Source organism: Mycolicibacterium agri, from assembly GCF_002553505.1.
Classification (GTDB): Bacteria; Actinomycetota; Actinomycetes; order Mycobacteriales; family Mycobacteriaceae; genus Mycobacterium; species Mycobacterium agri.
Genome location: NZ_PDCP01000014.1, coordinates 1 through 20382 on the forward strand (window position 1 = coordinate 1; position 20382 = coordinate 20382).

The 20382-nt window shown below is 67.7% G+C and carries 26 protein-coding genes and 1 pseudogene; 10 read left to right on the forward strand and 17 right to left on the reverse strand.

Annotation, left to right across the window (positions count from 1 at the left end):
• Positions 1-87 precede the first annotated feature (87 nt).
• On the forward strand, positions 88-678 hold the full coding sequence (locus tag CQY20_RS09710) for a Pr6Pr family membrane protein (RefSeq protein WP_097939877.1): 591 nt from the start codon (positions 88-90) through the stop codon (positions 676-678).
• Here the strand turns inward: CQY20_RS09710 and CQY20_RS09715 are convergent.
• Together CQY20_RS09715 and CQY20_RS09720 are read right to left on the reverse strand one after the other, a co-directional pair.
• Entirely contained in the window at positions 675-1343 is a 669-nt protein-coding gene (locus CQY20_RS09715; RefSeq protein ID WP_097939878.1) for a sterol desaturase family protein, read from the reverse strand. The genes CQY20_RS09710 and CQY20_RS09715 overlap by 4 nt on opposite strands.
• A complete protein-coding gene (locus CQY20_RS09720) occupies positions 1340-2059 on the reverse strand; it encodes a FadR/GntR family transcriptional regulator (RefSeq protein ID WP_097939879.1) in 720 nt (239 codons plus the stop codon). Before CQY20_RS09720 ends, CQY20_RS09715 begins: the two co-directional genes overlap by 4 nt.
• A 170-nt stretch (positions 2060-2229) precedes the next feature.
• On the opposite strand from CQY20_RS09720, the gene CQY20_RS09725 reads away from it, so the two are divergent.
• The gene (locus CQY20_RS09725; RefSeq protein WP_097939880.1) at positions 2230-2550 is read left to right on the forward strand and encodes a hypothetical protein; all 321 of its coding nucleotides are present in this window, start codon (positions 2230-2232) and stop codon (positions 2548-2550) included.
• Here CQY20_RS09725 and CQY20_RS09730 read toward each other — a convergent pair.
• Complete coding sequence (locus tag CQY20_RS09730) at positions 2540-3790, reverse strand: cytochrome P450 (RefSeq protein ID WP_097939881.1); 1251 nt, start codon at positions 3788-3790, stop codon at positions 2540-2542. The genes CQY20_RS09725 and CQY20_RS09730 overlap by 11 nt on opposite strands.
• Positions 3791-4027: 237 nt before the next feature.
• Between CQY20_RS09730 and CQY20_RS09735 the strand changes: the two genes are divergently transcribed.
• A complete protein-coding gene (locus CQY20_RS09735) occupies positions 4028-4663 on the forward strand; it encodes a hypothetical protein (RefSeq protein ID WP_174814623.1) in 636 nt (211 codons plus the stop codon).
• A 109-nt stretch (positions 4664-4772) separates the two neighbouring features.
• Here the strand turns inward: CQY20_RS09735 and CQY20_RS09740 are convergent, their stop codons facing one another.
• The 6 genes from CQY20_RS09740 to CQY20_RS09765 all read right to left on the reverse strand — a co-directional run bounded on the left by CQY20_RS09740 (position 4773) and on the right by CQY20_RS09765 (position 9157).
• A complete protein-coding gene (locus tag CQY20_RS09740) occupies positions 4773-5903 on the reverse strand; it encodes a nitronate monooxygenase (protein ID WP_097939882.1) in 1131 nt (376 codons plus the stop codon).
• 82 nt (positions 5904-5985) lie between these two features.
• The gene (locus CQY20_RS09745) at positions 5986-6240 is read right to left on the reverse strand and encodes a hypothetical protein (protein ID WP_234816172.1); all 255 of its coding nucleotides are present in this window, start codon (positions 6238-6240) and stop codon (positions 5986-5988) included.
• A 74-nt stretch (positions 6241-6314) separates the two neighbouring features.
• Positions 6315-6647 (reverse strand): aminopeptidase, encoded by a 333-nt coding sequence (locus CQY20_RS09750; RefSeq protein ID WP_097939883.1) that lies wholly within the window; start codon positions 6645-6647, stop codon positions 6315-6317.
• Between the two features lie 220 nt (positions 6648-6867).
• Positions 6868-7602, reverse strand: a complete 735-nt coding sequence (locus tag CQY20_RS09755; RefSeq protein ID WP_097939884.1) for an HAD-IB family hydrolase — start codon at positions 7600-7602, stop codon at positions 6868-6870.
• A 288-nt stretch (positions 7603-7890) separates the two neighbouring features.
• Positions 7891-8754 (reverse strand): LLM class F420-dependent oxidoreductase, encoded by an 864-nt coding sequence (locus tag CQY20_RS09760; RefSeq protein ID WP_097939885.1) that lies wholly within the window; start codon positions 8752-8754, stop codon positions 7891-7893.
• A gap of 10 nt (positions 8755-8764) precedes the next feature.
• The gene (locus tag CQY20_RS09765; RefSeq protein WP_097939886.1) at positions 8765-9157 is read right to left on the reverse strand and encodes a PaaI family thioesterase; all 393 of its coding nucleotides are present in this window, start codon (positions 9155-9157) and stop codon (positions 8765-8767) included.
• Positions 9158-9228: 71 nt separating this feature from the next.
• Between CQY20_RS09765 and CQY20_RS09770 the strand changes: the two genes are divergently transcribed.
• Genes CQY20_RS09770 through CQY20_RS09780 form a run of 3 tightly spaced genes read left to right on the forward strand, consistent with a single transcriptional unit; the run spans position 9229 to position 12430 of the window.
• Positions 9229-9708 (forward strand): MSMEG_6728 family protein, encoded by a 480-nt coding sequence (locus CQY20_RS09770; RefSeq protein WP_097939887.1) that lies wholly within the window; start codon positions 9229-9231, stop codon positions 9706-9708.
• Positions 9709-9749: 41 nt separating this feature from the next.
• Positions 9750-11144: a cytochrome P450 gene (locus tag CQY20_RS09775; protein ID WP_097939982.1), complete on the forward strand. Its 1395-nt coding sequence runs from the start codon at positions 9750-9752 to the stop codon at positions 11142-11144.
• Positions 11141-12430 (forward strand): competence/damage-inducible protein A, encoded by a 1290-nt coding sequence (locus CQY20_RS09780; protein WP_097939888.1) that lies wholly within the window; start codon positions 11141-11143, stop codon positions 12428-12430. The genes CQY20_RS09775 and CQY20_RS09780 overlap by 4 nt, the downstream gene beginning before the upstream one ends.
• 1 nt (position 12431) lies before the next feature.
• Here the strand turns inward: CQY20_RS09780 and CQY20_RS09785 are convergent, their stop codons facing one another.
• The 3 genes from CQY20_RS09785 to CQY20_RS09795 are packed head-to-tail and all read right to left on the reverse strand — an operon-like array spanning position 12432 to position 14259.
• The gene (locus CQY20_RS09785; protein WP_097939889.1) at positions 12432-12929 is read right to left on the reverse strand and encodes a macro domain-containing protein; all 498 of its coding nucleotides are present in this window, start codon (positions 12927-12929) and stop codon (positions 12432-12434) included.
• 5 nt (positions 12930-12934) lie between these two features.
• A complete protein-coding gene (locus tag CQY20_RS09790) occupies positions 12935-13330 on the reverse strand; it encodes a DUF6941 family protein (RefSeq protein ID WP_097939890.1) in 396 nt (131 codons plus the stop codon).
• The gene (locus CQY20_RS09795; protein ID WP_097939891.1) at positions 13327-14259 is read right to left on the reverse strand and encodes an alpha/beta fold hydrolase; all 933 of its coding nucleotides are present in this window, start codon (positions 14257-14259) and stop codon (positions 13327-13329) included. Before CQY20_RS09795 ends, CQY20_RS09790 begins: the two co-directional genes overlap by 4 nt.
• A 67-nt stretch (positions 14260-14326) precedes the next feature.
• Between CQY20_RS09795 and CQY20_RS09800 the strand changes: the two genes are divergently transcribed.
• Entirely contained in the window at positions 14327-15196 is an 870-nt protein-coding gene (locus tag CQY20_RS09800) for a hypothetical protein (protein WP_097939983.1), read from the forward strand.
• Between the two features lies 1 nt (position 15197).
• Here the strand turns inward: CQY20_RS09800 and CQY20_RS09805 are convergent, their stop codons facing one another.
• Together CQY20_RS09805 and CQY20_RS09810 are read right to left on the reverse strand one after the other, a co-directional pair.
• Positions 15198-15572 (reverse strand): ACT domain-containing protein, encoded by a 375-nt coding sequence (locus CQY20_RS09805; RefSeq protein WP_097939892.1) that lies wholly within the window; start codon positions 15570-15572, stop codon positions 15198-15200.
• Positions 15573-15603: 31 nt separating this feature from the next.
• Positions 15604-15963: a hypothetical protein gene (locus CQY20_RS09810; protein WP_234816173.1), complete on the reverse strand. Its 360-nt coding sequence runs from the start codon at positions 15961-15963 to the stop codon at positions 15604-15606.
• 102 nt (positions 15964-16065) lie between these two features.
• Between CQY20_RS09810 and CQY20_RS09815 the strand changes: the two genes are divergently transcribed.
• The gene (locus CQY20_RS09815) at positions 16066-16356 is read left to right on the forward strand and encodes a DUF4333 domain-containing protein (protein WP_097939894.1); all 291 of its coding nucleotides are present in this window, start codon (positions 16066-16068) and stop codon (positions 16354-16356) included.
• Positions 16357-16364: 8 nt separating this feature from the next.
• On the opposite strand, the gene CQY20_RS09820 is transcribed toward CQY20_RS09815, so the two are convergent.
• Together CQY20_RS09820 and CQY20_RS09825 are read right to left on the reverse strand one after the other, a co-directional pair.
• Positions 16365-16901: a hypothetical protein gene (locus CQY20_RS09820; protein ID WP_097939895.1), complete on the reverse strand. Its 537-nt coding sequence runs from the start codon at positions 16899-16901 to the stop codon at positions 16365-16367.
• Positions 16902-17263: 362 nt separating this feature from the next.
• Positions 17264-17920 carry a glycoside hydrolase gene (locus CQY20_RS09825; RefSeq protein ID WP_097939896.1) on the reverse strand — a complete coding sequence of 219 codons (657 nt, stop codon included), beginning with the start codon at positions 17918-17920 and terminating at the stop codon, positions 17264-17266.
• Between the two features lie 393 nt (positions 17921-18313).
• Here CQY20_RS09825 and CQY20_RS09830 point away from each other — a divergent pair.
• Positions 18314-18583 (forward strand): annotated as a pseudogene (locus CQY20_RS09830) (ArsR/SmtB family transcription factor); the annotation flags it as partial.
• A gap of 41 nt (positions 18584-18624) precedes the next feature.
• On the opposite strand, the gene CQY20_RS09835 reads toward CQY20_RS09830, so the two are convergent.
• The gene (locus CQY20_RS09835; protein ID WP_097939984.1) at positions 18625-19764 is read right to left on the reverse strand and encodes an alkaline phosphatase family protein; all 1140 of its coding nucleotides are present in this window, start codon (positions 19762-19764) and stop codon (positions 18625-18627) included.
• Positions 19765-19792: 28 nt separating this feature from the next.
• Here CQY20_RS09835 and CQY20_RS09840 point away from each other — a divergent pair, with 28 nt between their 5' ends.
• The gene (locus CQY20_RS09840; protein WP_097939898.1) at positions 19793-20377 is read left to right on the forward strand and encodes a M15 family metallopeptidase; all 585 of its coding nucleotides are present in this window, start codon (positions 19793-19795) and stop codon (positions 20375-20377) included.
• Positions 20378-20382: the final 5 nt, after the last annotated feature.

A 20382-nucleotide genomic window follows, 5' to 3' on the forward strand; every position in this document is an offset into this window, starting at 1 on the left:
GCGTACCGCCGCCGCAGGATCCATTGATGGCGCCGCCGCCACCGCCGGAGGGGGCGCCCCCGCCCCCGCCACCTGGATGATGGCCCCATGCGGGTGCTGCTGCGCATCTTGATCGTCGCCGCGGTGGCGACCGCGCTGATCGCCGTGGAACTGACGTCGCGGTCGGGTGTGCTGTGGCGGTTGATCACGTTCACCTATCAGGCCAATCTGCTCGCCGCGGGCTACTACCTGTGCACGCTGATCTCGCCGCGGGTCGACGCGCGGGCCGGTGTGCGCGGCGCCGTCGTGCTGTATGTCCTTGTGGCCGGGGTCCTTTGGAACCTGCTGCTGACGGAGTACAGCATGGGCTACACCCCCGCCAACATCTTGTTGCATGTCGTCGTTCCGGTGCTCGCGTTGCTGGACTGGGTGTGGGTCGGCCGCGATGCGCGCGGTATTCGATGGTGGCAGCCGTTGGTCTGGCTGGTCTATCCCGCCGTCTATGTGGCGTTGGCGTTGTTCGTCCTCAACCACGCAGGGCGCCGCGCTCCGTACTATTTCCTGGATCCCGACTCCGTCGGGATGTTCGTCGTCGCCGCGAACATCGGTCTGCTCGCGGTGTTCGTGCTCGGCCTCGGCTACGGGATCTCGGCGGTGGGCCGAGCCCGCCGGACCGCGAGGTCGGCGCCGCTGAACTAAGCGCCGAGCGCGTGCAGGTTCTTTGCGGTCGGCGAGGTCGGCACCGTGGCGGGATCGGGGTAGGTGCCCAATACCCGGTCCGCCGTGCCTGCGCTGGTAACGGTGAACCAGTAGTGCTCGTTCTTGTAGTGGTGTTGCCGGTGATTGCGCCAGATCGCCCGGTAGACAGCGTTTTTCGGTTTGTAATCGGTGTGGATCAGGTAGTGCGTCCACTCGTAGCACAGCCCGAGCGCCACGATGAAGACCAAAAACGTCAGCCCCATGCCGGCGCGCGGGAAGGCAAGCAGCGCAACGGCACTCGCGAGCGGCACCACCCACAGCAGCGCCCGCCACGGAATGAAGATCAGCCCCACCCGGCGCGGATCGATGTGGTGACGCCGATGCTCACGCGCCAGCAGCGGGTCGATGGTGAGCCGACCCACCCGCTTTGGCCGCCAATGCAGGATGAACACGTGCACCAACCATTCGAAGAAGGGGAAGACCGCCAGCATCGCCGCGGGCACGAGCGCGTCGGTGACCTGCCAGTCGCCGACGAGGACGCGCACCATGACGGCGACGATGAACGTGGTGCCGAGCACCCACGGCGACGGATATTTCCAGAAGTGGCGCGCGGCGTCGCGCAGCGTGAACGCCTTGCGTGCCTGCCTTTCGGTGGCGATGGTCATGCTGTTTCCAGGCGCTCGAACGCGGCGAGCATCGCCGCAGTGGTGGGTTCGAGAAGGTCGATCGCCGCCTGCTTGGCGGCGGCGGGATCGCCGACGGTGATCGCATCGGCGAGTCGGCGGTAGGCCTGCGGCCGACCGACTTCGGCGGCCATCACGGTGGCCAGGGCAGGCAGGGCGGGCTCGTAAGTCGCCCGAAGCGTGTTGTACATCAACCGGAACACGATGGAGTCGGCGCCGTCGACGACGTGGTCCCAGAACATCAGCGCGTGACGTTGCCGCTCGACGGGATCCTGTTCGGACTCCAGCGCTGCCACCGCGTCGTGCAGCTGTGCGGGCAGCTCTGGCTGGCGGCGTTGGGCGGCAAGTTCGGCGACCTTCGGCCCGTTGTGCAGTCGGGCCTCGAGGATGCTGCGCACGACGGAAAGATCGAGTTCACCGGCCCGCATCAGCAGCCGGGGCAGCAGGTCGAGGCCCGCGTGCCGGCGAAAATCGCGGACGGTGGTGGCATCGCCCTGGCGCACCTCGACCAGCCCCGCGGCCGACACCCGTTTGAGCGCCTCCCGCACGGCCGGACGCGACACCCCCAGCACTTCGGCCAGGCGGCGCTCGCTGGGCAGCGGCTGACCGGGCTGCATCTCGCCGCTGAGGACCTCGCTGACGATCTGCTCGAAGACATCTTCGGGCACGGAGCGCCGATTCACCGGCTGAAGGGGCATGCGACCACTCTGCCGCACTATTGGTAAGAGGTCAAGTGGTCATACCAGTGCTATCCCGCGTACAAGGTTGCTGAGAGGTACAGCTCACGCCGAAGTCGCATTACCTGGCAGGTAATTGCCTTCGTTACCGCGGCGGCGCACCGTGAAGGTGTCAGCGAAAGGAGACGGAGGTGACGAACGCCGACAGCCGAGACGGTAAAACCGCGGGTCCGCCGATTCCGCGGTGGCTGCGCTTCGTGCTGAAGTCCGACCGCGCCGGGTCGGCCTGGTACATCGGGGCCGGCTTCTTCTTCGCGCCTGCGCTGGCGATGGTGTCGCCGTGGCCGACGGTCACGGCCGTGCTGTGGGCGATCATCGCCATCGCGGGGTTGTGGCTCGGCCTGCTGGGGATCGCGATGGCGACAGGGCTGGCGATCGTGTTGAAGTCGGGGGAGGAGATCCCCGAGGACTACTGGCGCTCGATCATCGACTATCCGCGAACTACGCCGTGACCGCCGACTTGCCCGTGTAGTCGACCTGCCAGTGCTTGATTCCGTTGAGCCACCCGGACCGTAGCCGCTGCGGCTTGGAAATCGGTCTGATGTTCGGCATTTCGTCGGCGATGGCGTTGAAGATCAGATCGATCGTCATCCGCGCCAGGTTGGCCCCGATGCAGTAGTGCGCACCGGTACCGCCAAATCCCAAGTGCGGGTTGGGATCTCGCAAGATATTGAAGGTGAACGGGTCGTCGAACACCTCTTCGTCGAAGTTCGCCGACCGATAGAACATGACGACACGCTGATCTTTTTTGATCTGGACGCCGGAGAGTTCGGTGTCCTCCAACGCCGTGCGCTGAAACGACGTGACCGGCGTTGCCCAGCGCACGATTTCGTCGGCGGCCGTCGCCGGGCGCTCCTGCTTGAACAACTCCCATTGATCGGGATGCTCGGTGAACGCCATCATGCCCTGCGTGATCGAGTTGCGGGTGGTCTCGTTTCCCGCCACCGCCAGCAGGATCACGAAGAAGCCGAACTCGTCGTCGGTCAGCTTGTGTCCCTCGACGTCGGCTTGCACCAGTTTGGTGACAAGGTCGTCGCCGGGATTCTTGCTGCGCTCGGCGGCCATCTGCATGCCGTAGGTGATCAATTCGATCGACGCGGCCATCGGGTCGTTCGTCGCGAACTCCGGATCCTGGTCGCCGACCATCTGATTCGACCAGTCGAAGAGCTTCTTGCGATCCTCCTGCGGTACCCCCATCAAACCGGCGATCGCCTGCAGGGGCAGTTCGCACGACACCTGTTCGACGAAGTCACCCGAGCCCTCCGCGGCGGCCGCCTTGACGATCCGCTGCGCCCGGTCGCGAAGCTCGTCGCGTAACGACTCGATCGCCCTCGGCGTGAACGCGCGGGAGATGATCTTGCGCAAATGGGTGTGATGCGGGGCGTCCTGGTTGAGCAGAACCACCTTCCCGCGCTCCAGGCTCTCCGGGTCGGCGTCGTCGCGATACCGGGGCAGGGCCGTCTTCCTGTTGCTGGAGAAGACGTCGCTGCGCCGCGACACCTCGCGGACGTCCTTGTGCTTGGTCACCACCCAGAAGCCGTCGTCGCCGAACGCGCGGTTGCCCTTCGGCTGGGCGTTCCACCAGATCGGCGCCGCCCGCCGCACCTCGGCCAGTTCATCGACCGGCAGCCGTTCGGCGTAGATGTCAGGGTCGGTGAAGTCGAATCCTGGCGGGAGGTTGGGAGTTGGCATGGAGGGACTCCTCGTACGACGTTGTCTAGTGCCCGTATGGCATTGCTACACCACAGATGAGAGCCGGTGAAGGGGGTTTGGAAACTTCAGCTGAAGTCGCAAGTGAAACGTGTTCTGGCCGGCGTCCCAAGAATCTTCACAGCGGATTCGCCTTGGTCACTCTGGACCCAGGTGTAACAATCGGAGTGCCACGGCTGAAGCACCCATTAGCACCGGGAGAAGCGAAGGGGGCATCGGGTGAGGAAACGCGACACGGTTTTGACCCTGTCCGCCACGACCGGCGCGCTCGGCGCGGTCGCGGCGGCGATACTGGCGGCCCCGGCCGCGTACGCAGATCCCGCGATACCACCGCCGGCGCCCCCGGCACCGGCTCCGGTGCTTCCGGCGCCGACTCCGCTGCCTGCCGAGCAGTCCATCGCGACTCAGGCCGCCGGTGAGCCCGCACCCGCCGCGGTACCGGCGCAGCCGGCCGAAAGGCCCCATCTGAGCAGCCCCGAGAACCCCCCTCCGGGCTCCACCGACGTGCCGGTCGGCCCGCCCGAGAGCCGCGGGATGTCGTATCTGCGCGACCTCTGGCATGCCGTGCAGACGCAGGAGATCAGCGGGCGCGACGCGCTGCTGCTGTTGACGCAGCGGCCGCTGGATCCGAACGCGGTGCCGTTCAACGGACTGCCGCCAGGCCCGCTGGCCGCAGCACCCGCGCCTGCGCCGGAGGGCACCCCGCCGGCACCTGCGCCGGAGGCCGCACCGCCGGCACCGCTGGCGCCTGCGCCGGCTCCTGGTGAACCCGCACCACCCGCACCGCCGGCGCCGTTGGCGCCCCTGCCGCCCGCGCCTGCCGGACCCGCCGTTCCGCCGCCGCCGGCGCCCTAGCGTCCTGATCGCGCGCCGCGGCGCGTGGATATTGCGCGCAGGGTCGTGCCCTGCGCAATTCACGACCGTGGCCGCAGAGTCGACGCGGCGAATGCAGGCCCGCGGCGCCCTAAGCCGTGGCGGCCGCGTTGAGCTCGTCGAGCCGGTTGGTGGCTTCGAGATACTCCTGCACCCAGCGCTGGATCACCGTCGCGGACTTCTCCACCTTGTTGAGCTGACCGACGACCTGGCCGACAGGGTTGAACGCCACGTCGACGCTTTCGTTCGGGTACTTGTGGGTGGCCGCGACGGCCATGCCGGAAACCATGTACTGCAACGGCATTCCCAACGGCTTGGGGTTCTCCGGCTTCTCCCATGCCTCGGTCCAGTCGTTGCGCAACATCCGCGCCGGCTTTCCGGTGAACGACCGGCTGCGCACGGTGTCGCGGCTGTCAGCCTTGGCATAGGCCTGCTGCTGGACCGGGGTCTGCTCGGCTTCCTCGACCATCAGCCACTGCGAACCGGTCCATGCGCCCTGCGCGCCCAGCGCGAGAGCCGCGGCGATCTGCTCGCCGCTGGCGATGCCGCCCGCGGCCAGCACCGGCACCGGCGCGACCGCCTTGACGACCTGCGGCCACAGCACGATGGAGCCGACCTCGCCGCAGTGGCCGCCGGCTTCGCCGCCCTGGGCGATGACGATGTCGACGCCCGCATCGGCGTGCTTGCGGGCCTGTGACGGGGACCCGCACAGCGCGGCGACCTTACGGCCCTCGTCGTGAATGTGCTTGATCATGTCGACAGGGGGAGTGCCGAGCGCGTTGGCGATCAAGGTGACTTTCGGATGCCGAAGCGCGACCTCGACCTGCGGCGTCGCGGTGGCCTCGGTCCAGCCCAACAGCTGGAAGGCGTCAGCCCCGCTGTCGTCGGTCGGCACCCCGTGGTCGGCGAGGATCTTGCGGGCGAAGTCGATGTGTTCCTGGGGCACCATGTCCTGCAACGTCTTGGTCAGTTCGTCGGCCGACAGGTTGGAGTCCATCCCCTCGTATTTGTTCGGGATGACGATGTCGACGCCGTAGGTGTGGTCGCCGATGTTCTCGTCGATCCAGTTGAGTTCTATCTCGAGCTGTTCGGGCGTGTAGCCGACAGCGCCGAGCACGCCGAAGCCGCCGGCCTTGCTCACCGCCACCACAACGTCGCGGCAGTGGGTGAAGGCGAATATCGGAAACTCGATGCCGAGGTCGTCGCAGATGGGCGTGTGCATGCCAGCTCCTTGGGCGCCGTGAGCGAACTGAAACGTGTTCTAGTTTAGTACTCACCGGCCCGGCGACCGCCATACGGGGTCACTACGACTGGTCCGCACCGCCCTTGGACTCGTCGGAGAATTTCGGATTTCCGTCGTCGTCGAGCCATTCGTTGACCGCGGTCCCGGAAACCGTTCCGTCGCTGCCCGGCATGGTCACCGTGGGGCGTTCTTCGTGGTACTCCTTGGCCATTTCCTTGGCCTTCTGTCTGTGCTCGTCTGTGACTTCCGGCTTCGGAATGATTTTCTGCTCGTCTTGCTGCTGGTCCTGCTGGTCCTGCTGCGGTTCGCTTGCCACGGTGCACGCCCCTTCTGAGTCACTGGCTTGTCAATAACTTCCCGACGTGCACGCAGACTGCCCGCGCCGGCGAATTACGAAACAGCCTTAGACCGGGGAACCAACATCGAACCCGCGAGCGCGAGCGCACCGATCACCGCCAGCGGAATCGACCACGACCGTCGACTGGACACCGCGTCCTGGCACATGGCCACGTAATCGGTGTGCGGAACGATCTGATTGAGAATCGGCACGCCGGCCACGGTCTTGCTGTTGGCGGCCTCGGCCTGCGAAGTATCGGCGGCGATGGCGTTGCCGCAGCTGATCGATTGTCCGTCGCCGGTCACCGAAACCGGTACCAGCAGGGCGATTACACCGGCGACCAGAACGATCGCACCGATTAACAGGACCAGGCGTCGCGCACTCACGTTGTCTCCTCACTTCTCGACCGGGGATCGCGTGATCGCGTGATTTGGGTGCCCCGGAATCGGCTGGAGTAATTGCCCGTCGCGGCGATCGCCAAACCGCGCACCGCTACGACACGCGCCAGAAGGGCACGGCGGCGTCGTACAGTCGGCGCACCAACCCGCCGGCGGGCAGCGCCCGCGGGCGCGGCCGCTGCCGAGGTGGCGAGGCAGACCAGCGCCGTCAGCCTCGGCGCCCGGGGACCGCGACCCGCAGCACCGGCCAACCGTTGCTGGCGGCCGCGGCGGCCAACCTCGAACGCGGGTTGACCGGGCGGGGATTGCCCACCATCGACATCAGGGCCACGTCTTCGTCACCGTCGGCGTAGAAATAGCTGTCCGCCAGCTCGATGCCGTTGTCACCGCAGAACCGTTGCGCCGCATCGGCTTCCCTGACGCCCCAGATGATCGGACGGACGATGTCGCCCGTCAGCCGACCCTGTTCGTCGACCTCGAAGTGGTTGCACAGCAGCCGGGTGATCCCGAGCGCGCGGGCGACCGGTTCGGCGTGGATGGTCAACGCCGACGAGCACAGCGCCACCGTGTGTCCGCGCTGCTGGTGGGCGGTCACGATCTCACGCATGTGCGGGTACACGCGAGATGCGATGTGCCGCACAAACAACTGCTCGCCGAGTTCGTCGAGCTCGCACAGCGACTCACCCTTCAGATAGCCGGCCGCACGCACGATCAGGCGCTCGAACTGCATGCGGCCGAGCCGGTATCGAATGGACGCTTCCAGCACCCCGAGAATCTCTCCGATGCGGGCTTGCCTGCGCCGGATCCGGTCGCCGGCATGGGCCGTCGCGGTGAATCCGGACACCAACGTGCCGTCCAGGTCAAAGAACGCACCCACTTCGGGTCCGGGCGGGCTTGCGGCGATCTCGGCGATCCGCCCCGACGGCTCCACGATCATCGTCATCAGACTACGTTCTTGAACTCGAGAGCCATACCGAGAGGAGAGTGCAGGGTGATCCGCGACTCCGCGGTGTGTTCGTGCGCTGCGAGGTCGTCGGCGACGAGGATCCGTTCTCGCTGAGAGCGTTTACGGGCGATCCCAACAGCGCGACAACGTCGGTGATCCGGAAACCGGACCCAGGTCGGTTGGGCGGATATGACCGCATTGAACAACGGCGTGGTGGTTCGCCTGACTAATCCGACGGAGCGGAACCGTCGAACTGCACAGCACCGTGTCGATGAGGTAGCGCGGTCAGGGCAGCGCCGTCGCGATGCGCCGCCACTGCTCGAAGGGGTAGGCGTTGGAGTCGGCGGTCAGCACCTGGATGCAGATGTGGTCGGCGCCTGCGGCCAGATGCTCGTTGACACGGTCCATCACGGCCTGCTCGTCACCCCACACGATGATGGCGTCGAGCAGACGCTCGCTGATCGAGGTGACGTCGTCGTCGGAGAACCCCAGCCGGCGCATGTTGTTGGCGTAGTTCGGCATCGCCAAATACCGTTTGATCCAACGCCTTCCGATCGCGTGCGCTTCGTCGGCATCCTCGGTGAGGATGGCCGTCTGCTCGGGCAGCAGCAAGGGGCCCTGGCCCAGCACCTCACGGGCACGGCGGGTGTGCTGCGGGTTGACGAGGTAGGGGTGCGCGCCCCGCGAGCGATTCGCCGCCAGCTCAAGCATTTTCGGGCCGAGTGCGGCCAGCACCCTCGAAGCAACGGGCACCGGCGGCTCGGCGCTGTCCAGCGCGTCGAGGTAGGCCGCGGTCGCCGCGAGCGGTTTGCGATAGCGACCGGACTCGATCGAGTCGATCAACGGAGCGTGGCTGACGCCGATGCCCAGCAGGAACCGTTCACCGTGAGCAGCGGTCAGCGCAGCATAGGACGCCGCAACGTCGGCGGGTTCGTTCATCCAGAGGTTGAGGATGCCGGTGGCGATCACCGCGTTCTTCGTCACCGACAGCAGGTGTTCGACCGACTCCAGCACCGGGGTCTGCCCGACGTCGGGTATCCACAGCGCGCTATACCCCAGCTCTTCCAATTCCGCTGCGGCCTCGGCCGATTGCGCCTTGTCGCCGTAGCGCAGCTGATGACTCCAGATACCTACACCCGATAAATCCATGCTCTCCCTACTACCCAACTGCGGCGAAATTGACCGTCGCCGTGGCTCCGAGTTCGTTGTCATCGCTTCGGTAGATGTCGACCTGGATGACGACCGATCGCTTCCCGGTGCGCAGAATCCGCGCAACGGCGCGTGCCGGCCCGTTCTTCTCCTTGATCGGTCGCAGATAACGGATGAACAGGTCGGTGGTGGCGATGGCGTGACCGAACGGTGTGCTGCGCGCCGCCAACTGCCCGGCCGTCACGTCGGCCATCGTGGCGATCAACCCGCCCTGCAGGCCACCGGCGGTATTGGTGACGCGCTCGTCGACAGGCATCTCCATGATCACGGAGCCGTCGTCGGCGGGCACCTCCTGCAAACCGATCTGATCGAACAGCTCCCTGAGGGATCTCGGCGCCGTCACGGGCAACGACCTTACGGCAGGGGCTGCGCTCGGTGGTGTGCCCTTCTGCCCGGCCGGGTATCCCGCAACGGATGCAGACCTTCCTCCCGCGTCCGGGGTTCGTCGACACGGCGCGGCTGCTCGACATGCGCCGCCTGGGCAAGCAGCGCGTCGAGACCATCCAGGTGCTGCGCGCTCTCACGGTGCCCGGCTACGGGTGGCGGCACCACCCGGCCGCGGCGATGTGGGCCGGCTACGAGGAAGCGCTGGTCCGGTACGGCCTCGACGTGTGCGAGGTGTGGTGCGAGAGCGGCAAAGCCGACACGTGTGCGACCACGCTCGTCACCGATCTGGCCGGCGCGACGGGCCAGCGGGCTGTGCGCACCCAGGACCAGCTGGCGGCGGCCGGTGAACTGCCTCGGTGGCTGGGCGATCAGGACTTTCACCGCAGCCACCAGTCGGCGTTGGTGCGCAAGGATCCGGAGTTCTACCGGCGGGTGTTTCCCGACGTTCCCGACGATTTGGCCTACGTGTGGCCGCAGTCGGATCGGACGCGACGCGTGCCGGTCTGAACCGGGACATCGCGGCGCCGACGGGCTCGTATGCTCGGGGCATGTCCGACAGCCCACGCACCGGACTACCCCCTGGACCGCGGTTACCGGCCCTGGTTCAGGCCGCGCTGATGGCCCGGTACTGGCCGCGGTTCATCTCCGCGTGCAGGCGGCGCTACGGACGCGTGTTCACCATGCGCATCGCCACCATGGGCACGCTGGTGTACCTGGATGACCCGGGCGAGATCAAGAAGGTGTTCGCGGGCAGCCCGGCCGTCTATCACGCCGGGGAAGCCAACAAGATGCTCGGCGGCCTGCTCGGCGACAGCTCCGTGCTGGTGATCGACGACGACGCACACCGCGAGCGGCGCCGCCAGATGCTGCCGCCGTTCCACCGCGACGCGGTCGCGCGGCAAGCCGCCGTGATGGCCGAGATCGCGGCCGACAACATCGCGACATGGCCCGTCGACACCGAGTTTCCGGTCGCCCCGAAGATGTCGGAGCTCACCCTCGAGGTGATCCTGCGGACGGTCATCGGTGCGTCCGACCCTGCGCGGCTCGCTGCGCTGCGGGCGGTGATGCCCAAGCTGCTCAACGTGACCCCGTGGGCGTCGCTGGCGCTGGCGAACCCCGCGCTGCAGCGGTTCGGGCCGTGGCGCGGTCTGCACCGCCGAATCGCCGAAGCCAACCGGCTGCTCTACGCCGAGATCGCCGACCGCCGTCGCGATCCCGACCTCGCGACGCGCACCGACGCGCTGGCGATGCTCGTTCGCGCGGGCGGGGAGGACGGCCAGGACGGCACGCCGATGACCGACCGCGAGCTGCGCGACCAGTTGATGACGCTGCTCGTCGCCGGGCACGACACCACCGCCACCGCGCTGTCGTGGGCGCTGGAGCGGCTGACCCGTCATCCCGCCATCCTGGCGAAGGCGGTGCGTGCCGCCGAGGCCAGTGCGGCCGGCGACCCCGAGGGCGATGAGTACCTGGACGCGGTGGCCAAGGAGACACTGCGGATCCGACCGGTCGTCTTCGACGTCGGCAGGATCCTCACCGAACCGGTCGAACTGGCCGGCTATCACCTGCCCGCGGGTATCATGGTCGCCCCGGGTATCGGCCTGGTGCACAGCAGCCCCGGGCAGTATCCCGACCCCGACCGGTTCGACCCGGACCGGATGGTGGGCACGACGCCGGGACCCACCACGTGGTTCCCGTTCGGCGGCGGCAACCGCCGCTGCCTCGGCGCGACGTTCGCCATGGCCGAGATGCGCATCGTGCTGCGCGAGGTGCTGCGCCGGGTGGCGTTGTGCACCACCACCGCGGCGGGCGAACGGCAGAAGGTCAAGCACGTCATCCTCGTGCCGCACCGCGGCGCACGCATCCGGGTGCGGGCCGTCAAGGACGTTCCGTCGGCGGCTGCGGCAGGCGCCGGCGCGTCGTCGTGTATGCATAGATCGTGAGCGCACGCGCCGGAATCGTTGTCACGGGAACCGAAGTACTGACCGGCCGAGTCACCGACCGCAACGGGCCGTGGCTGGCCGACCGGCTCCTGGAGCTCGGCGTCGAGCTGGCCCACATCACCATCTGCGGAGACCGGCCCGACGACATCACCGCTCAATTGCGCTTCCTGGCCGACCAGGGCGTCGACCTGATCATCACGAGCGGTGGGCTCGGACCTACCGCCGACGACATGACCGTGGAGATGGTGGCGAAGTTCTGTGGGCGCGAACTCGTGCTCGACACCGAACTCGAGGAGAAGATCTTCGCCATCCTCAAGCGGCTGCGGGCCCGCTTCACCAACGTCGATTTGGACGCGGTGCGGGCCGCCAACCGCAAGCAGGCACTCGTGCCCGCGGGCTCGGAGATTCTCGATCCGGTGGGCACCGCGCCGGGCGTGGTGGTGCCGGGTAAGCCGACGGTGGTGGTGCTGCCGGGCCCGCCGCGCGAACTGCAGCCGATGTGGCACACCGCGCTGCAGACCGCCCCCGTGCAGGAGGCGATCGCCGGTCGGACCATCTACCGGCAGGAGACGGTGCGGATGTTCGGGCTGCCAGAATCGGGGCTGGCCGAAACCTTGCGGGAGGCCGAGCAGCGCATCGACGGTTTCGACCGACTCGAGATCACCACCTGTCTGCGCCGCGGGGAACTCGAAATCGTCACCCGCTATGAGCCCGACGCCGCCGATGTGTACGCCGAGCTGCTTGCGGTGCTGCGTGAACGCCATGCGCGGCAAATCTTTTCGGAGGACGGCTCGCTGATCGACGATCAGGTGGCAGCGCTGTTGGCCGGTCGCCGGATCGCCACCGCGGAGTCCTGCACCGGCGGGCTGATCGCCGCGCGGCTGACCGATATCCCCGGCTCGTCCGCGTACGTCGCCGGCGGCGCGGTGGTCTACGCCAACGAAGCGAAGTCGGAGGTGCTCGAGGTCGACCCGGCCCTGATCGAGGAACACGGTGCAGTGTCCGAGCCGGTCGCCGAGGCGATGGCGCAGGGGGCATTGCGGCGCTTCGACGCCGACACCGCGGTCGCGACCACCGGGATCGCGGGTCCCGGCGGCGGAACGAAGGAAAAACCGGTCGGCACAGTGTGCTTCTCGGTGCAACTTGCCGACGGTCCCTGCCTCACCCGCACCCTGCTGTTGCCGGGCAATCGCTCCGACGTTCGCGAGCGCTCAACCACCGTGGCCATGCATCTACTGCGTCGCGCCTTGCTCGGCGCGAAAGACCCTGCGCTGCTTGAGGATTGATTCAGGATTCGACAGCCGCGCGGAACGCCTGCTCGGCGGCGTCGCCGTGCACGGCGAAGATCACTCGCTCCAGCGTGCGCGGCTGGTAGGCCTGCACCGCACCGACCATCAGCTGCGCGGCCTGATCGAGCGGAAAGCCGCCGACACCGGTGCCGAACGCCACCAGCGCTAGCGAACGGCACTGCAGTTCGTCGGCGACGGCGAGCGTCGACCGGGTGGCCCGCTCGATGATCTCGGCCGACGTGGGCCCACCGAGTTCCATTGTGGCGGCGTGGATCACGTAACGAGCCGGCATGTCGCCCGCGGTGGTCGCGACCGCCTCGCCGAGACCGATCGGCGCCTTCTCGTCGGACTCCCGCTGCACGTCCGGGCCGCCCGCCCGAGCGATCGCGGCCGCCACCCCGCCGGCGTGTTTGAGTCGGGTGTTGGCCGCGTTGGCGATGGCGTCGACGTCGAGCTTCGTCACGTCGGCCTGCCGGACGTCGATTTCCATCGCCATATTCCCTAATCCTCGGTGACGGTGAAGCTGGCCAGCCAGTCCTCGTGCATTTCGTCGTTGATCGACACCCGCCACTGGTAGCGCTCACCGGCCTTGAGCTTGAGCGAGGGCACGGTGGCGGTGAACGGGATGGTGACCGGAGTTCCCTTGGGGTGCACCGGCTTGTGTTTGGCCTTGATCACCCCGTCCTCGGTGCTTGCGACGCGCACGCCGTCGCTGTCGACCAACTCGGCGCGGATCGGGAAGGTCTTGCCGAGCTCCGACCACTCGACCTCGACGAAGATGACGAGCGCGTGTTGGGGCACCGGGGTCGGGCTTGTCGTCCAGCCCAGACCGAGCGCGTGGATGGTGCCCGCCTGGTCCAGTTGAGCGCTTTGCGCCAGCAGCACGATGGCTCTCATGGTTGAGCGGATGCTACCCCTTCGCCGCGGTCCCAATCCTGCAGCAGCGAGCGCAGGATCTCGCGGGCGCGGCCGAGTCCGCCGAGATGGCTTTCGCCCGGCATCGAATGCAACTCGGCGTCAGGCAGCCGCGAGACCACGTGCTGGCCGTGCTCATAGGGAACGATGTGGTCGGCATCGCCGTGCCACCACCGCACGTGGACTTTGACCTCATCGAGGCGGAAACCCCAGTCGCGGGCGAACACGACGATGTCGTAGAACGGCGCCGCTAGTTGTCGCCGGCTCCCGTTGAGCAGGTCGTCGAGGAACATCGCCTTGATCTCGGGGCGCGCCAACAGCGCCCGGTCGGCCGGCGGCGACACCAAGCCGTACAGATCGACGGCCGGTCCGCCGATCGGGCGGATGAGCTTGATCAGGGTCGTGGCCGCCACGCCGATCGGGACCTTGGCCACCTCTAGCAGCGGCGCGACCCGCGTCCCGAGGTTGCCCATCAATCCGCCGCCGATCGCGTCGGGGCCACTGACCGGCGCCACCCCACCGACCACACCTGCGGCCACGACGCGCTCCGACATGGCCGCCGCGCAGGCCAGCGTGTACGGACCACCGCCGGACAGACCGACGATGGCGAACTTGTCGATGCCCAGCGTGTCGGCGATCGTGCGCAGGTCGCCGGCGAATTCGAAGACGTTCTGGTACTGGTACGGCGTCGACGAGCCGATGCCTGGGCGGTCCACGCCGATCAGCCGGATGCCCGCTTCCTCGGCGTACGCCCGTGCCTCGGTGGGGATCTGCCTGCGCGCGCCCGGCGTGCCGTGCAACCAGAAGATGGCGCGGCCCTGCGGCGCGCCGAACTCAGCGAACCCGATCCGCCGGTCCTCGCCTACGGCGATGTTGCCCTCGAGTTTCGGGCGATCGATTGCGACAACCATGCCAAAAGTGTCTCATGCCCGTTGTGGCGGCCATCTCAGTACGGTCGCGATGGCGCATGATGGCGTCATGGCCGCCGACGAGCTCGACGAACTCTACGAGGTCAAGCCGGAGGAGTTCACCGCCCTGCGGACCAAGCTGGCCGCGGCGGCCAAGAAGCGCGGTGACGACGCGGCAGCGAAGCGCATCGGTGCGGCCCGCAAGCCGACCACCGCGGCCTGGGTGGTCAATCGGCTCGCCCACCACAACCCGGACGCCAAGGCGTCGCTGGTCGACCTCGGCGAGCGTCTCAGGGCGGCCCACGCATCGATGGACGGTGCGACCATTCGCCAGCTGTCCGCCGGGCAGCGAAAGCTCGTCGACGAACTCGCCCGCGCGGCGTTCGACGGCGCGGAGTTGACCAACCCGTCGGCGACGCTGCGCGAGGATGTCACGTCGACGCTGCAGGCCGCCATCGCCGATCCCGACGTCGCCGACCGGCTAGGTCGGCTGACCAAGGCCGAACAGTGGTCAGGCTTCGGCGATTTCGGCGCCAGCGCCGCCGTCTCCACCGCGACGCGCGGAGGCGGGGGAAAGACGAAACCGAAGCCGAAACCGGAGAAGGCCCCGCGGAAGGCGGCTGAGGACAAACCGCCGCAGGACGACAAAAAGCAAGAAGCGGCGCGCGAACATGAGCGCGCAGTGCAGGAGGCCAAGGCCGCGTTGAGCGAGGCCGAACGCGCCAAGGACGACGCCGACAGCGAATTATCGGACCGGCAAACGGATTTGGCAGTCGCACGGCTACGCCGCGACGAGATGCGCCAGCGTCTCGAGGAGGCCGAGCGCGCCCTGCGCGAGGCCGACGAGGCCTACAGCGCCGCCAAGCAGGCCAGCCGCGATGCGGCGAAAGCGGTCAAATTCGCCAAGGATGGACTGACCCGGGCCAAAAGCGCGAAATGAGTCAGCCGACCGCGGCTTTCGCGTCGGCGAGGTTGTCTGCGGCCAGCACCAGCCTGGTGTCGGTGGCCAGATATGCCAACGTCAGGTTCACCCCGGCGTCGGCGAGCTTGCGCGCGGTGCGCCCGAGCGCGCCGGGCCGGTCCTCGATGTCGAGCACCAAAACCTCTTGTTCGGCGGCGATCCGGATGTCGGCGCGCTGCAGTGCTTCGAACGCAGCCGTCGCATCGTCGATGAGGATGTGCACCTCGGCCTGCCCTCCGCCGCAGGTTACCGCGCACAAGCCGGCGATGTTGGCGCCGGCCTGGCCGAGGATGTCGCCGACGCGCGCGAGTTCGCCTGGCTGATCGTCAAGGTAGAGCGTCAGGTCTGTGGCCATGGTCGGCCCCTTTCATCCGGCCTACCGACGATCATGCTCCAACGGCGGCGCCGTAGCCCATGCCGCCGAGAAAAAAGGTGACCACGCACAGCAGTAGGGTGGCGACGGCGAACGGCCACGCGGGCCTGCGCCGCGTCAGTTGAACGATCGTCACCATCAACCCGGACGCCCCGATGACGGCCGCGACGGCCAACGCCGTTGCCACAGCGGTGAATGCGCCTTCGGCGCTGCAGGTCTCCGGCGGGCAGTGGTCGAGGAAGGCCAGCAGAAACACCCCGAACACCGCCGCAGCGAGGCCGAGTAGGACAGTCAACAGCAGCGCGACGATCGACGCGGCGAGGTCCAGCCCTGACACCGGTCGCCGGGCGGGTGGGCCGACAGGATAACCCATGCCCGGCATGCTATCTGGGGCGTGTGCACAGTGAAGCGGCATTGCCGGCCTTACCTTCTGGGCCATCTGGTCGCGGCCAATCAGGGATGCCATACTGCGACGATGCGAAGCGCAGTGCTGGTCATCGCCGGCGCACTCACCGTGCCCCTCAGCGGGTGCGCTTCAACGATCAACCCCGACGACGCCGCGAAATCGGTGGCCGCAATCGTGTCGCGGCAGACCAAGTTCACACCGACCGACATCACCTGCCCGTCCGGCGTTCCCGCCGAAGTAGGGGTCGAATTCGACTGCGCGTTCACCGGACCCGAGGGCAAGGAGTACACCGCGCACGTAAAGGTGACGAAGGTTCAGGACGGGGAGGCGGAGTTCTACGTGGTGTCCGGGCCGCGGTGATCAGAGCGTCAGCGCGCCACCTCGCGGTATTCGACCATCGGCTCCTGCTTGATGACCGTGCTGCCCGCCGTGACCCTCAACTCGGCGGCGGAGACGGCATAGACCACGCTTCCGCGCTGCGCGAAAAATCCTCGCTCCGCGTCGGTTTCGGCCTGAGTCCGCAGCAGCGCCGCATCGCTGAGCCGAACACCCAGATATTCGTATCGTCCGGTCGGCTCGCCACAGATGACGACGAGCGATCCGTTGGTGCGGCCGATCGCGTACGCCGCCTGCGTATCCTCACAGCGCGCCGATGAGTGGATGAAGCCCTTGTCGTCCGACGGGAAGGGCGTCGCAGGTGCGGCGGCCCTCGGCGCGTCGGCTTCCTGGCTCGACGGCGGCTGGGCCGGTGTGCTCGGCGTCGGCGTCGGCGTCGGTGCGCTCGGCGCCGGTTGCTGGTTCGGGTCCGACTGTGGCGCAGCGTCCTGCGTCCGCCTGCTGTCGATCGCGCCGACGAGCACCAATGTCCCGACCAGCACCGCGATGACCGCGCCGACCGAGATCAACCTTCCGGACGAAAGGCGTTGACGCCCAAGCCGTTTTCGTCGTGCCGGCTGTTTACGGTGTCTGCCCCTCGTTCGCAGCCGACCTGACGAAGTCACAGGTTTGGCGACCAAAGTTGCTCCCGTCATGCAGCATCGTCACGAGCCGTTAGCCATTGCAGGCGCGGTGACTATTCTGCATGACGCGATTTCGAGGTCCGCCCGGCCTTCGCGGCATTCGCTTGTCGTCGTCGACCCGTTAATAGCTCGACAGCGACGACGCGAATGCGTTGGCGTGCACGGTTGATCACGAGTGCACCCGTGATGCTCACGGATTCCTGGCTACAGCCAACCGGCGAGCCTTCGCTGCCGGCGTGGGATGCGCGTTATGCCGCGACCGGCGGGGGCGGCAGCGGCGCGCCAGGGGACGGCGGCGGCACCTCAGCACCCGGCGGCGCGGGCGGCAGCGGCGCACCAGGGGGAGGCGGCGGCACTTCGGCGCCGGGCGGCACCGGGGCACCCGGCGGAGGCGGGGGCAGCGGAGCACCGGGCGGCGGTGGCAGCGGCGCATCAACCCCGACCGGAACCACGGGGCCCGGGGGAGGCAGCGGCGCACCAGGGGGCGGCGGCACGACACCCGGTTGCTCCGGTGCTGGCGCCTCGGCCGGCGCCACGTCGAGATACATGTGCTTGGTGAATTGCTTCTGGAAGGCGCCGCCGCCGCCGACCTTCACGCCACCGCCCTCGCCGGACGAAACAGGCGTGCCGTCGGGCAGGGTCGCGGCGGTGTGGCCACCGTTCCACCCGACGTTGAGGGCGCCCGGCTTGGTTCCGTACTGGAAGCCACGCGCCTTGAGTGCGCCTTCGATGTTGCCGGTGTTGAAGCGCTCTCCGTAGATCGGACGACCGGTTGCAGCGTTGGTCACGAACGACACGAGGCCCGAGCAGTCGGTTCCGGCGGGTGAGTTCCCGCCCGAGATGTACGGCGTTCCCGACAGCTGGTGCACAAGCGTCAACAGCGATGCAGTTGCGACAGCAAACATGGCGACGGACGTTAACAGAGGGGGGTCTACACACTCAAAATCTGTGAAGGCCTTCACATTTCCGCTGGTCAGTGACAGGGTTCACTCAGTCCGTAAAATGAACTCCGTTGCGTATCAATAAGTTTCAAACATGCTCAACCATAAGACTTTTGCCGTATATGCCCGCGGTCGATCTGAAAATATGCGCGCTGCACTGTATTTCAGCGGAAGGAGCGGTGTCGAGTCATCCGACAGCACGCCGCTGTCGACAACGTCTGTCTGACAAGTTCTTTCACATCGCGACATCTTGCGGATTCAGCAACGCCATCGCCCGTGACCACCGATACGTAGCCAAACAGCTGCATAAGTCGACTTACGCAACCGGCAAGCTGCATGTGTGCCAGACTGGGGTCAATGGACGAAGTGCTGAAGGCGATGGCGGATCCGAACCGTCGGCTGCTGCTCGACAGCCTCAACGCCCGCGACGGGCAATCGCTGCGCGAACTGTGCGCGGCCATGCCGATGGCTCGCCAGTCGGTGAGTAAGCACCTTGCAGTCCTCGAGGCGGCCAACCTGGTCACCATCGAGCGGCGCGGCCGGGAGAAGCTGCATCACCTCAACGCCGAACCGCTCCGCGACATTGCCGAGCAGTGGATCAAGCGCTACGAGCGCGCTGCCGCGCAGCCGTCGGTGCAGTGGGTGCACCGTTATGGCGGCGCGTCGGATCAGCCGTAGGCAAGCAGTAGGGGGATGTGCTGCTCGGCACTGGTCAGGGAGCCGTGGTGGCCGACCAATGACGACTCCATGGGCTCCACCGTGCGCCTGACGATCGTCGCCCTGCGGCGGGCCGCCGCAACCACATCGCCGATCCGGTCGCGAACGTCGTCGCGGACCCGCTCACCGAACCAGCCCGCGGCGATTGCTTCCTCGCGCGAGGCCACCCACGCGGAATCGCCCAGGATCTCCCGCCACGCCGCGAGCACGGAGTCGGCTGCGCCGTCGTCGACGTAGACGTGGCGGGCTCGTGGCTCTCCGCCGACGGCCTGCACACCATCGAGCAGGTCGGGGGAGGCGTCGATGTCGAACACATCGTCCGAGTCCACCGCCATCATGCCGTGGTCGGCGACGATGGCGAGCAACCCGCCGGGCGGCAACCCCTCGACGATCGACTCGACCAGCCGGTCGACCTCACGCAACTGCATGCGCCACGCCGGCGAGCCGGGCCCGTAGATATGGCCCAGCAGGTCGACCTCGCCGTGATAGCCGTAGCAGAGCCCGCCATCGGCGATGGCCGTCGACACGCCGACTGCGAGATCGCCGAGAGCGCGGACGCCGACGTAGCGGCCTCCCCGCAGGACCGCGCGGGTCAAACCGGAGCCGGTGAACACCGCGCCGGACACCACACTCACCGCGACACCCGCCGACTCCGCCCGCTCGAACGTCGTCGGCATCGGTTGCAGCCGTTCCGGCGGCACCGTGTCGCGCAGGTCGTCGCCCCACGGATGGGGACGCCAGCGCAGCGGGTTCATCACGCCGACACCGGGCACCCGGAACGACAGCCCGACCAGGCCGTGTTCACCCGAACGGCAGCCGGTGCCCACCGCGGCCAAACCCGCGACCGTGGTCGACGGGAAACCCGCCTGCAGCGTCGGTCCGCGCAGCGCGGCCATCACGGGCGCATCGGCGGCGTGGGCGTCCAGCAGTTCGGCCCCGAGGCCGTCGATCAGCAGGACGCACGCGCCCCGCACGTCGGTGCCCAAGTCGATCCGCCGCTCGAACTCCTCCTCGACGCCCATGGCGGCCAGCACCGAGGGCACCACGTCGGCCAGGTGCGGCGTGTGCGGGTCCGGTTGCGGCAGGTTCACATCGGCAGCCTGCCATATTCTTTTCCTCATGCCGCTGGGGAGGAAGACGGTCGCGGGCATCGGGTTGATCCTGCTGCTCGGTGCATGCTCGACGTCGCACGCGACGCCCGCCGCCCCGTCGACGACCGATGCGGCCCCCACTGTGGGCCCGTTCTCCATCGGCGGCGCCAGCACCGACACCGTCGGCGGATATCTTCCCGACGGCAAGACGCTCTCGCCGTTCGATGTGGCCGACCCGGTGATCGGCCGGCTCGACCCGGCACTACTGGCCGCCGTTCAAAACGCCGCCCGCGACGCGGCTGCCGACGGAATCGAGATGGAGATCAACTCGGGCTGGCGCACGGAGGGGTTCCAGCAGCGGTTGTTCGACGACGCGGTGCGCACCTACGGCAGCGTCGCGGCCGCCGCGGAGTACGTGGCTTCACCGCAGACGTCGCGACACGTGACGGGGCAGGCGGTCGACGTGGGTCCTCCGGAAGCCGATAACTGGTTGATACGCAACGGATCTCGATTCGGGCTCTGCCAGATCTACGCGAATGAGATATGGCACTTCGAATTGGCAGCCGACCACAACGGCAACTGCCCGCCGTTGAAACCCAACGCGGCGGGCTGACGGCA

Excerpts from the sequence above, each read along its gene's own strand:
- CQY20_RS09710 (WP_097939877.1), top strand. The coding sequence starts at position 88 with ATGCGGGTGCTGCTGCGCATCTTGATCGTCGCCGCGGTGGCGACCGCG.
- CQY20_RS09715 (WP_097939878.1), bottom strand. The coding sequence starts at position 1,343 with ATGACCATCGCCACCGAAAGGCAGGCACGCAAGGCGTTCACGCTGCGC.
- CQY20_RS09720 (WP_097939879.1), bottom strand. The coding sequence starts at position 2,059 with ATGCCCCTTCAGCCGGTGAATCGGCGCTCCGTGCCCGAAGATGTCTTC.
- CQY20_RS09730 (WP_097939881.1), bottom strand. The coding sequence starts at position 3,790 with ATGCCAACTCCCAACCTCCCGCCAGGATTCGACTTCACCGACCCTGAC.
- CQY20_RS09740 (WP_097939882.1), bottom strand. The coding sequence starts at position 5,903 with ATGCACACGCCCATCTGCGACGACCTCGGCATCGAGTTTCCGATATTC.
- CQY20_RS09755 (WP_097939884.1), bottom strand. The coding sequence starts at position 7,602 with ATGACGATGATCGTGGAGCCGTCGGGGCGGATCGCCGAGATCGCCGCA.
- CQY20_RS09760 (WP_097939885.1), bottom strand. The coding sequence starts at position 8,754 with ATGGATTTATCGGGTGTAGGTATCTGGAGTCATCAGCTGCGCTACGGC.
- CQY20_RS09770 (WP_097939887.1), top strand. The coding sequence starts at position 9,229 with ATGCAGACCTTCCTCCCGCGTCCGGGGTTCGTCGACACGGCGCGGCTG.
- CQY20_RS09775 (WP_097939982.1), top strand. The coding sequence starts at position 9,750 with ATGTCCGACAGCCCACGCACCGGACTACCCCCTGGACCGCGGTTACCG.
- CQY20_RS09785 (WP_097939889.1), bottom strand. The coding sequence starts at position 12,929 with ATGGCGATGGAAATCGACGTCCGGCAGGCCGACGTGACGAAGCTCGAC.
- CQY20_RS09790 (WP_097939890.1), bottom strand. The coding sequence starts at position 13,330 with ATGAGAGCCATCGTGCTGCTGGCGCAAAGCGCTCAACTGGACCAGGCG.
- CQY20_RS09795 (WP_097939891.1), bottom strand. The coding sequence starts at position 14,259 with ATGGTTGTCGCAATCGATCGCCCGAAACTCGAGGGCAACATCGCCGTA.
- CQY20_RS09800 (WP_097939983.1), top strand. The coding sequence starts at position 14,327 with ATGGCCGCCGACGAGCTCGACGAACTCTACGAGGTCAAGCCGGAGGAG.
- CQY20_RS09805 (WP_097939892.1), bottom strand. The coding sequence starts at position 15,572 with ATGGCCACAGACCTGACGCTCTACCTTGACGATCAGCCAGGCGAACTC.
- CQY20_RS09810 (WP_234816173.1), bottom strand. The coding sequence starts at position 15,963 with ATGGGTTATCCTGTCGGCCCACCCGCCCGGCGACCGGTGTCAGGGCTG.
- CQY20_RS09815 (WP_097939894.1), top strand. The coding sequence starts at position 16,066 with ATGCGAAGCGCAGTGCTGGTCATCGCCGGCGCACTCACCGTGCCCCTC.
- CQY20_RS09825 (WP_097939896.1), bottom strand. The coding sequence starts at position 17,920 with ATGTTTGCTGTCGCAACTGCATCGCTGTTGACGCTTGTGCACCAGCTG.
- CQY20_RS09840 (WP_097939898.1), top strand. The coding sequence starts at position 19,793 with ATGCCGCTGGGGAGGAAGACGGTCGCGGGCATCGGGTTGATCCTGCTG.